Consider the following 1,003-nt stretch of genomic DNA (forward strand, 5'->3'; position numbering starts at 1 on the left):
GCCTTGACCATGAGGGGCGTGCCGATGCGGGCTGCCTCGGCGGCAAAGCGTTCGTCGCTCTGGTCGTCGCCCGCATAGCCGGGCAGGCAGGGCACGCCGTGCGCATGGGCCAGGGCCTTGGCCCCCGACTTGCTGCCCAATGCGCGGATGGCGGCTGGCGAGGGGCCGATCCAGGTCAGGCCCGCATCGACCACGGCCTGGGCGAAGTCAGCGTTCTCGCTGAGGAAGCCATAGCCAGGGTGCACGGCATCTGCGCCGGTGGCTCTGGCTGCGGCCAGCAGCTTGTCGGTGCGCAGGTAGGTGTCGGCGCTGGCCGCGCCACCCAACGCCACGGCCTGAGTGGCTTCGCGCACGTGCAGGGCGTTGGCATCGGGGTCGGAATAGACCGCGACGGTTTCGATGCCCATGCGGTGGGCGGTGTGGATGATGCGGCTGGCGATCTCTGATCGATTGGCAATGAGGATTTTCTTCATGAGTTCGCACTCCAGGGCGGCGCCTTGCGCGCAGCAAACGCCGCCAGCCCTTGCGGCGCCTCGGGCCCGCGCAGCGCTTTCGCAAAAGCCACGGCCGCGTCATCCAGCAGCGCGGGCAACGGCGTCTCAAATTGGGCCAGCAACAAACGTTTGGTGGCGGCCACGGCCTGCGGCGCTGCGGCGGCGTGGCGCGCAATGGCGGCCTGCACAGCAGCCTCCATGTCGCCAGCCACCACCTCATCGACCAGCCCCGCGCGCTGGGCCGTCGCAGCATCCCCGCGCTCGCCCGTCAGCAAACACCGCCGCGCCCCCGCATAGCCGAGGCGGCGCACCACAAACGGCGCGATCTGCGCAGGCACGATGCCCAGCGTTACCTCGGGCGTGGCGAACTGCGCGCTGGTGTGGGCCAGCACACGGTCGGCGCAGCACACCAGACCAAAGCCGCCGCCCATCGCAGCACCTTCGACCGCCACAATGAGCCACTGGGGCAGCGCGCACAAGGCCTGCAGCAGCGTGCCGAATCGGCGGTT

At 70.0% G+C, this 1,003-nt stretch carries 2 protein-coding genes; both read right to left on the bottom strand.

Annotated elements, in window-relative coordinates:
• Positions 1-473, bottom strand: a 473-nt coding sequence (locus tag DBR23_RS21350) for a biotin carboxylase N-terminal domain-containing protein (protein ID WP_304466228.1), incomplete at its 3' end; no start/stop codon positions are given.
• Positions 470-1,003: enoyl-CoA hydratase/isomerase family protein (locus DBR23_RS21355; protein ID WP_108499526.1), on the bottom strand; the 534-nt coding region annotated here is incomplete at its 5' end. The genes DBR23_RS21355 and DBR23_RS21350, both read right to left, overlap by 4 nt.

The organism is Acidovorax sp. HMWF018 (genome assembly GCF_003061035.1).
Lineage (GTDB): Bacteria > Pseudomonadota > Gammaproteobacteria > Burkholderiales > Burkholderiaceae_C > Acidovorax > Acidovorax delafieldii.